Below are 8,150 nucleotides of genomic sequence, written 5' to 3'. Positions count from 1 at the left end.
TTAAGGATCCACACTGCAGGAGAATGCGTAAGGGGACGCAGTGTGGCGAAAGGCTCATCCGCCTTTCGTTCCAGGGCCGATAATACTTGGGGCATAGCCCCTGGGAAAGTAGGTCATCGCCAGGTAAACAAGCGATAGACTGCCTTATTGGCAGTCTATTTGTGTTTCATGAAAGAAATGAAAGTACACTACCGGGGTTCCATCCGTTCGGATCCATATTGCAGGAGAATGTTTCACAAGTCGCAGTGTGGCGATAGTCTCCACCGGAGACTATCGTATCGCTTGTTTGTGCGTCATGCGTGGCGATTCACTTGGTGGTGAAAATTTACTATGGGGATTTACAGTTAGGGAAAACAAGGAAACTGGTCAGCATCCTACCCGAACATAAAGTAAAATCTTCGAGTGATCAGAAAGATCTGGGGTGGGGATTATACTGAATTGGTTATATTATAAAAAAGGAGTTAGAGACTGCCGTTAGCCGATCTCCTTGCATTTATGGTAAGTTATATTTATATAGTAGTTAGTATAGGCAGTCTTATCTAACCGAATGAAATAATAATTCTTCTGATATAAGGAAGATTAGCTACGAAAGAAGGATGAAATATGAATAGTAAAATAGAGATTGGATCGGTTGGCGCTTAGGAAACATGGGCTTGCCCATGTCTATGAGACTAATCGAGGCCGGATATTATATTGCGGTTTATAATCGAACAAAGGAAAAAGCGGCTGAGGCTGTTAAGGCATGAGGCATGAGCTATTCAAGTTGGGAGTCTTAAAGAACTAGCGGGAAGATCATCAATATTATTTATAACGGTTACAGACTCGGCAGCTCTCGAAGAGGTCACTATGGGGGAAAATGGCTTAATTTCTGGCATGAACCCAGGTAGTATAATTATTGACATGAGTACAGTATCACCGGAGTCTTCAATGAAAGTTAATGAGGCAATAGAATTGGCGGAGAGTAAATTTCTTCGCGCGCCGGTAACTGGCAGTACAGCTTTTGCCGCATCTGGCACTCTGGGAATTTTAAGTTCAGGTGACCGAACATCCTATGACAGTGTACTGAAGTTATTTCAGAAACTGGGAAATAAACAATTTTATTTGGGAACTGGAGAAGAAGCGTGGTATATGAAATTGGTTATAAATATGATGCTTGGGACATCTATGCAGATGCTCGCAGAATCTCTTGCATTGGGTGAGCGTGTCGGTCTAGATTGGGCGCAGATGATTGAGATTATTGCTGGGAGCGCAGTCGGCTCTCCATTAATCAACTATAAAGTTAATGGCCTTACTGCCCGCAATTATGATGCCCTTAATATTAGACTTATGGAGAAAGATTTCCATTTAGCATTGAACGTTGCTCGCAATATGGATGTAGCATTGCCAATTTCGGCTATGACTAGACAGTTATTGGCTTCCGCACGGTCTACAGGCAAGGGCGATTATGATATTTCTGCCTTAGTATTGCTCGCAGAAGATATGTCTGGAATCAGAAACTAAAGCCGTTTGAGAATGTTTTTTCAATGAGAAGCGAAATATTTTTAAGATCTAGAGTGCAAATGTAGGGGGGTCAAATTATTTTCGATTATGAAAGGTTTACTTCGGTGGTAGAGTCCCCCACCAAAGCCCAGATGTTCAGCTTAAGCTGGACGAGTACACTTATATATTCTGGGAAGAGTAGGCATTAATGAAAATGAGCGATTTATCCAACAAGATAATAATGTGGAACAGAGGTTTAATTTGACTTATTTCTTTAATTTGCTCAATTAAGTATACGTTTGTGACTCCAAAGAGTAGATCAAAAAGATACAAGAGCCTTAAAGACTTAAATCTTAAGAACCTTTTAATTATTAATAAAAAATACGTTTTCCAAATTAAAAAGAGAAAGTGGGTAATGTTCAAATATTATTTATAGGATCTTTTACTAGAAGTGTGTTAAACTGTTATTGTATGGGGGAATAATAATATGGAAAATATTAATTACGACGCTTTGGCTTTTGATGAGGACGAAAAAAACCTCATTAGAGAATATGGTACACTCAACCATTATCAAAAGGGTCAGATTATTTTCTCCGCTGGGGATACTGCTGATAGAATTTATTTAATAGAGAAGGGGTTCGTTAAGATTTACCGGATTACCCCGGACGGCAGGAAAGTCACAGTTGGAAGCATGCGGAGTCCTGGTCAGCTTATGGGGCTCGCTGAAACTTTGTATCATGGAGAGCGCACTTGTTTTGCTGGAGCGATCAGTGATTCAACTTTAGTTGTTGTGCGCAAATCACGTTTTGAGGAATTGCTTGAAAAACAACCAACTATAGCAATAAAGGTTGCTACTACTTTAGGCATAAGAATGCGAGAAGCAGAGGCTATCATTCAGGAAATGGTATGTTGGCAAGTACCTGGTAGACTTGCGATGTTATTATTAAAAATGTCCGAGCGAGCAGGGGTTGAAACTGAAGCGGGAACAAAGATTGCATTACGCTTAACACATGAAGAGATAGCCTGTATGATAGGAACTACTAGACAAACCGTAACTTCGCTGCTCAATACGTTTAAGCAAGAAAACAGTATTTCTATTGAAGGGCGAGAAATGTACATTCTCGATGCAGAAAAATTAATGAAATGGATTGTTTAGAGACAGACTAGCAAGATGCTAGTCTTATTTTTTATGTCCATGATTTTTCTTCTAGCAATTGGCAGACTTGTCGTTCGATTGTTTTTTTTGCTATCAAGGGCTCACCGGTAAATCAGGACGTATGGATGATAACCAACTTTCACTTGTGATGAAAAGATGAAATGTGCATCCTTGTGCCATCTGCTATTCCAGCTATTTGAAGGAAAAATATCTTAACAAGAAATATGAATTGGATAGGCTTGCTTTTCGATAAGTTTCCCGAATAGTTTTTATAACAGCCACTATATATTGCAACATTTGACCAAAATGTTAGCTCTATATAGTGGCTGTTCGTTTATTTGGAGTATTCGATTTAATTCAATTCCATGAATAAAGTGGACAAAAACGCTATTCTCCATTTTTAGCACATTTTAAAATAAAATAGCTCTTTAAATTTGGCTATAGTTCAAACTTGATTGTAGGCGGAATATTAGTTTTCAATTAGAATTGGCTATTGATACCTGGATCAGGGTTTTCTTCAAGGGGATCCAAAAATACAAGAATTCCCCATAGACCTAAATCACAAAATAAAAGTGGAGCTAAGCCTGGAGCTTGGTAGAAGACTCTGGACCATTGAATGACACCACGCCCTGCCAAATCAGCAGTAAGGTGAAATGAGAATCCCATTAATCCTATGATAAAGCTTATTACCATGGTAACGCCTAAAAGGGCAGATAACCCTCGTTCGTAATAACTATAGCTTTGAAAAAACAAAACTAATGCTGCAAAAATTCCAACATAAAATGGAAACCATGTGTAGAGATTTTCGAAACCTGTGCGGGCATGGTCAAAGTAGGCGACTAAGGCTGTGGCCAGAAACCAGAATGAGGTTGCCAGAAGCAGCCAACGAGTTTTTTGAGTAAGGTTATACTTTCGATTGGCTGGATGGTCATCGAGGGAAGTTATTATGCCAATGCTCCCTAAAGCAACAAAAGCTAAGGGAGCAAAGACGGGGTTCCCGCTTATCAATCCCGCATAAGTAACGTTATCTCCCGCCGAAGCAGCTTGAAGATGAAAGCCAAAGCCCAGGATCCCGATCAAAGCTCCCAGAGAGTGAATTGAAATGTTAAGATACTTAGGGAATCCGGCTTTGGGCTTTAGAAGCAAATAGATGGTGCTAAGAGCCGCTATCGGGGAGAAAATAACTGGAATCCATTCGTAGCTGGGAATAAAGCGGTTTTCAGCATGAGCAATTAAAACATCAACAAAAACAATCAGATAGTTAATACATAGAAAAAAAAGGAGGAGGCGCGTTTTGTCAATTGGTATCTGTAGAGCTTGCCGGGTGATCCATTGATAAGAATAGCGCCTCATAGATATGGATTTCATAGACGATTCTCCTTTTTACTGACCTTCTGCTTTAGTCGATTTACTTGTATCTTGAGTGGAGGCCGTATTTATTGTTCCTTTACTTCTCAGTGCGGCATTTTGTTCTTTAAGCTCAGTCAGATCAATTAGTTGTTCATAGATTCCATGCCATTGTACGTAATCAGGACCGTTCATAAAAGCACCAAATCTCATACGTCGTCCTTCATGGTGCCAAATTTCGAAACCTTTAAAGTCAATAGAACTGGAGAAAGGAGCCGCAGGAATTAACCCGTCATCCTTCAAGCCTTTGATAATATCCTGAGCGGTTTTAATATTTTCATTGCCTTTTAAAACTACAGTGTCAGCATTGTCATATAAAGTCTTAATCGAAGATTCAGAATGACATTCCAAACAAACAGTTTGCATGTTAATACGATTCGTTTCCCAATTATTTCGTTTTTGGGCTTGAGCCGGTGTTAGTGTCCAACTAAGACGTTGGCCAACGTCATGGGTCCCTTGTGCAGCTCCAAAAGAAGCCATATGGCAAATAGCGCATGTTGGAGCATCAAAGTTTTTACTGGACAGCGTTCCGACCGGTGCATTCCAGGCCCAGGTTGAGCCCTTATTGGCATAAATCGTTCCATGAATTGATTCTTCGTAAATTTCCTTCTGAGGATGATCTGGTCCTAGGTGGCAAGACCCACATATTTCTGGTTTACGGACTTGCGCTAAGGAAAAGGAATGTCCTTGATGGCATTTCGCACAGTCCCCGAATGACCCGTCAGCGTTCGGCTTACCGATACCGTGACACACCTCACAGGCCATTTTAGTAATATCCGGTCCTTCCATATGATAAAGATCATTATACTTGCCTGTCGACGAAAGACCATAACGTTTAAGTTGTTGATCTGTAAAAGCGGAAGCGCCGGTTTGGGCATACCAAGCAGGTGCACTATGCCTACTATGGTCAAATTGAGTAGCTTGAGCAGGATGACAACGGGAACAGCTTTGAGGTGTTGGGTGGAGGACAATATTATTATCATAGTGGTTAACGGTCTGTTTTCCACCCGGATCTCCGCGATGACAATCAATACAAGCTACTTTATTAGCGGCATGTTGACTCTCTCCATATTGTTTAACAACCCCGGGAGTTGTTTGGTTATGACAGGAAAGACAACTTCCGCCGTTCCCCGCAAAGGAAGGAGAGGTGGGATTAATCCTATTGGAATTAGAAGCATTCCATATTGAAAATAAGTATCCTAGTCCTACAGTAATAATTAATGCTAAAATTAGATTCCTCCAGAAGTTAGTGTGGCTCATATAGCTCGGTTTTACCGAAGCACCTCCTTTAACCGTGTTTAGTTGTCGGTAGTATTTCTTTTGTCATGAAGAATATACTCTTTTTATCTTTTTGCGGCGAGAAGACTTCCATCCTCTATAGGTGGCGAGATGAATTGCCGCCCTTCAATTATTACAGAACGCCTGTTCCAAATTCGTTCTTGTCGTGGTAATGTGAATAACGCGGCCATCGATCTGGAAGAAATTCAGACCATTGCTTCAGTCTGTGATAACTTCAAGGAGTGATCATCACCGGTCGTAAGCTCCGAAAGCCTCAAACGCTTTCGTAATAAGAAACTGAAGGAACTTCAAAAAAAGATCACTAAATGCCAAAAAGTGTCCCGACAATGGAAAAAGTACCTACGAGCTTTGACATATATCTTAAGCAAGAGTGATGCCCAGTTGACGTACCCTACATAAAACCACTCGTGAGTTTGTAAACTGGTGTCTAGAGAATAACGTCAAGGAAGTTGAATCCCATACAAACATGTCCTGTTTGTGGGAGAAGAAAGAAAATCTCTTCTAGAAATTACAGTGTATTTGTGGATATCGAGAACACCGTGATAATCACGGAGCCAAGAATATCTTGAGCAATTACAAATATGGGGTGTTTCGAGAAGTACATGTAGAAGAGCCAAACTACGGATTGGCTAAGGCGAGAAGTAATAGAAGCCATGAACCTGGCCTGTATGCAGCAAATGCATAAAGTTGCCGGCCTTACCGAAATGAAGGACTCACGCCTATCAGGTGAGGCATCTCTGACGAGATACCATGAGACATGCATTTTGGGCTTGCTGGAAGCCTCTATCCTACGGCGAAACAGTGTTTTTTTTAACGAAGTGTAGGTAGGGGAGGTTCACAGGGTTTGAAAAACAATGATTGAACTTCCAAAAAAAATATTGAAAAGTTGTTGACATTTTTATTAGCTTCGGCTATACTAAAAAAGTTCCGAAAAACAGTGGCCCGTTGGTCAAGCGGTCTAAGACATCGCCCTTTCACGGCGGCTACACGGGTTCGAATCCCGTACGGGTCACCAAAATTGATTCTTGGGTTCTCGGGTGATTAGCTCAGCTGGTAGAGCGCCTGCCTTACAAGCAGGATGTCGGCAGTTCGAACCTGTCATCGCCCACCAACATTTGTGGCCCCGTGGTGTAGCGGTTAACATGCCTGCCTGTCACGCAGGAGATCGTCGGTTCAATTCCGATCGGGGTCGCCATATTTAACTAAATAACCAATGGGTAGGTGGCCGAGTGGTTAAAGGCGACAGACTGTAAATCTGTTCCGCGAGGTACGATGGTTCGAATCCATCCCTGCCCACCATTTATTATCACTCTCGACGCGGGGTGGAGCAGCGGTAGCTCGTCGGGCTCATAACCCGAAGGTCGTCGGTTCAAATCCGGCCCCCGCAACCAAGCTATTGAGTCTAGGAAATCCTAGCTTAATAATATATTGGGGTGTCGCCAAGCGGTAAGGCACCAGACTTTGACTCTGGCATTCGTTGGTTCGAATCCAGCCACCCCAGCCATAGTGAGCCATTAGCTCAGTCGGTAGAGCACCTGACTTTTAATCAGGGTGTCCCGCGTTCGAGTCGCGGATGGCTCACCAACACTCGCGGGTGTAACTCAGTGGTAGAGTGTCACCTTGCCAAGGTGAAAGTCGCGAGTTCGAATCTCGTCACCCGCTCCAAATGTGCGCTCGTAGCCCAGCTGGATAGAGCGTCTGACTACGAATCAGAAGGCCGGGAGTTCGAATCTCTCCGAGCGCACCATTCATCAAAGAATTCGCCGTTGTAGCTCAGTTGGTAGAGCGTATCCTTGGTAAGGATAAGGTCACCGGTTCAATCCCGGTCAATGGCTCCATTTATTGCGGGAGTGGCGTAACTGGCAGACGCGCACGTTTGAGGGGCGTGTGGGTAACACCGTACGGGTTCAAGTCCCGTCTTCCGCACCAACCACGTAAATACTGTGGAGAAGTACTCAAGTGGCTGAAGAGGACGGTTTGCTAAACCGTTAGGGTGGGTAACTGCCGCGAGGGTTCAAATCCCTCCTTCTCCGCCATATATATTCCTCGATAGCTCAATGGTGGAGCAACCGGCTGTTAACCGGTAGGTTGTAGGTTCGAGTCCTACTCGGGGAGCCATGGCAGGGTAGCCAAGAGGTCTAAGGCAAGCGGTTCATACCCGCTCATCCGAGGGTTCAAATCCCCCCCCTGCTACCAAACATGCGGGTGTAGCTCAATGGTAGAGCACTAGCCTTCCAAGCTAGCTACGTGGGTCCGATTCCCATCACCCGCTCCATAAGCGAATTACCGCACTAGAATAGTGCGGTTTTATATTTTTGTGGTTGTTAATAGCCTTTCAAGTTAATAGGCTATCTGTGAATCTTTTCCACCTGTTGGATTGAGCATTGGTAGGCGTTCTTTCGAGTTCAGCAAAATGCATTAGAGATTGCCGGACGTATGATCCCGATTTTAAATGAATCATACACAACACAAACGTGCTCTGATCTGGGAGGACCACCAACCGGCGATTAATAAAGTGATTAACACAAAAAAATATATTGCATATAATGGTTGACAAAGAGACTTTAAAAATGCTATTATAGTTAAGCGCCGCAGGACACGGTAATACAGTATTTAAGATACAACAAGTACTTCTGCGGATTGTAAACTTGAAATTCTTCTGAATTCCAAGTTAGGGTTTACTGGTCTTTGAAAACTAAACAACAAGGACAGCCAATGAGAGAAACTCGCAAGAGTTTCAAAAAGAATCATGAAATCATGAGCAAGATATCATCTTCTTTAAAGAAGTTGAGATAACTTTTTTGGAGAG

Annotated in this window: 7 protein-coding genes and 15 tRNA genes; 20 read left to right on the top strand and 2 right to left on the bottom strand. The window is 42.6% G+C overall.

All coding sequences use genetic code 11. The features are described from left to right. Positions 1–647 precede the first annotated feature (647 nt). The 3 genes from ACPUYX_RS20680 (at position 648) to ACPUYX_RS20670 (ending at position 2,635) form a co-directional block, all read left to right on the top strand. Positions 648–746, top strand: a complete 99-nt coding sequence (locus tag ACPUYX_RS20680; RefSeq protein WP_426381467.1) for an NAD(P)-binding domain-containing protein — start codon at positions 648–650, stop codon at positions 744–746. A 10-nt stretch (positions 747–756) separates the two neighbouring features. Further along, positions 757–1,500 carry an NAD(P)-dependent oxidoreductase gene (locus tag ACPUYX_RS20675; RefSeq protein ID WP_426381468.1) on the top strand — a complete coding sequence of 248 codons (744 nt, stop codon included), beginning with the start codon at positions 757–759 and terminating at the stop codon, positions 1,498–1,500. Positions 1,501–1,966: 466 nt separating this feature from the next. Beyond that, positions 1,967–2,635, top strand: a complete 669-nt coding sequence (locus ACPUYX_RS20670) for a Crp/Fnr family transcriptional regulator (RefSeq protein WP_426381466.1) — start codon at positions 1,967–1,969, stop codon at positions 2,633–2,635. A 480-nt stretch (positions 2,636–3,115) separates the two neighbouring features. Here the strand turns inward: ACPUYX_RS20670 and ACPUYX_RS20665 are convergent, their stop codons facing one another. Next, positions 3,116–4,003: a hypothetical protein gene (locus tag ACPUYX_RS20665; RefSeq protein ID WP_426381465.1), complete on the bottom strand. Its 888-nt coding sequence runs from the start codon at positions 4,001–4,003 to the stop codon at positions 3,116–3,118. Positions 4,004–4,018: 15 nt separating this feature from the next. Beyond that, positions 4,019–5,302 (bottom strand): multiheme c-type cytochrome, encoded by a 1,284-nt coding sequence (locus tag ACPUYX_RS20660; RefSeq protein ID WP_426381464.1) that lies wholly within the window; start codon positions 5,300–5,302, stop codon positions 4,019–4,021. Positions 5,303–5,431: 129 nt separating this feature from the next. Between ACPUYX_RS20660 and ACPUYX_RS20655 the strand changes: the two genes are divergently transcribed. From ACPUYX_RS20655 to ACPUYX_RS20575, 17 genes are all read left to right on the top strand, one after another. Further along, on the top strand, positions 5,432–5,566 hold the full coding sequence (locus tag ACPUYX_RS20655; protein ID WP_426381463.1) for a hypothetical protein: 135 nt from the start codon (positions 5,432–5,434) through the stop codon (positions 5,564–5,566). A 428-nt stretch (positions 5,567–5,994) separates the two neighbouring features. Then, positions 5,995–6,165, top strand: a complete 171-nt coding sequence (locus ACPUYX_RS20650; protein ID WP_426381462.1) for a hypothetical protein — start codon at positions 5,995–5,997, stop codon at positions 6,163–6,165. A gap of 115 nt (positions 6,166–6,280) precedes the next feature. Further along, positions 6,281–6,356 (top strand) — tRNA-Glu (locus ACPUYX_RS20645). Positions 6,357–6,376: 20 nt separating this feature from the next. Beyond that, positions 6,377–6,452, top strand: a tRNA-Val gene (locus tag ACPUYX_RS20640). 8 nt (positions 6,453–6,460) lie between these two features. Then, positions 6,461–6,536 (top strand) — tRNA-Asp (locus tag ACPUYX_RS20635). Positions 6,537–6,556: 20 nt separating this feature from the next. Beyond that, positions 6,557–6,640 (top strand) — tRNA-Tyr (locus ACPUYX_RS20630). A gap of 17 nt (positions 6,641–6,657) precedes the next feature. Further along, positions 6,658–6,732 (top strand) — tRNA-Met (locus ACPUYX_RS20625). A 38-nt stretch (positions 6,733–6,770) separates the two neighbouring features. Beyond that, positions 6,771–6,845 (top strand) — tRNA-Gln (locus ACPUYX_RS20620). A gap of 4 nt (positions 6,846–6,849) precedes the next feature. After that, positions 6,850–6,925 (top strand) — tRNA-Lys (locus ACPUYX_RS20615). A 6-nt stretch (positions 6,926–6,931) separates the two neighbouring features. Then, a tRNA-Gly gene (locus ACPUYX_RS20610) sits at positions 6,932–7,006 on the top strand. Positions 7,007–7,011: 5 nt separating this feature from the next. After that, a tRNA-Arg gene (locus ACPUYX_RS20605) sits at positions 7,012–7,088 on the top strand. Between the two features lie 15 nt (positions 7,089–7,103). After that, positions 7,104–7,179: transfer RNA gene (locus ACPUYX_RS20600), tRNA-Thr, on the top strand. A 6-nt stretch (positions 7,180–7,185) separates the two neighbouring features. Next, positions 7,186–7,270: transfer RNA gene (locus tag ACPUYX_RS20595), tRNA-Leu, on the top strand. 16 nt (positions 7,271–7,286) lie between these two features. Next, positions 7,287–7,377, top strand: a tRNA-Ser gene (locus tag ACPUYX_RS20590). A gap of 7 nt (positions 7,378–7,384) precedes the next feature. Continuing rightward, positions 7,385–7,459: transfer RNA gene (locus ACPUYX_RS20585), tRNA-Asn, on the top strand. A 1-nt stretch (position 7,460) separates the two neighbouring features. Further along, a tRNA-Ile gene (locus tag ACPUYX_RS20580) sits at positions 7,461–7,537 on the top strand. Between the two features lie 5 nt (positions 7,538–7,542). Continuing rightward, positions 7,543–7,616, top strand: a tRNA-Gly gene (locus ACPUYX_RS20575). The last annotated feature ends 534 nt before the right edge of the window (positions 7,617–8,150 follow it).

This window comes from Desulfosporosinus sp. SYSU MS00001, assembly GCF_049943955.1.
Lineage (GTDB): Bacteria > Bacillota > Desulfitobacteriia > Desulfitobacteriales > Desulfitobacteriaceae > Desulfosporosinus.
Note: the sequence above shows the minus strand (reverse complement) of the source record. Positions and strands in the feature narration are given on the sequence as shown.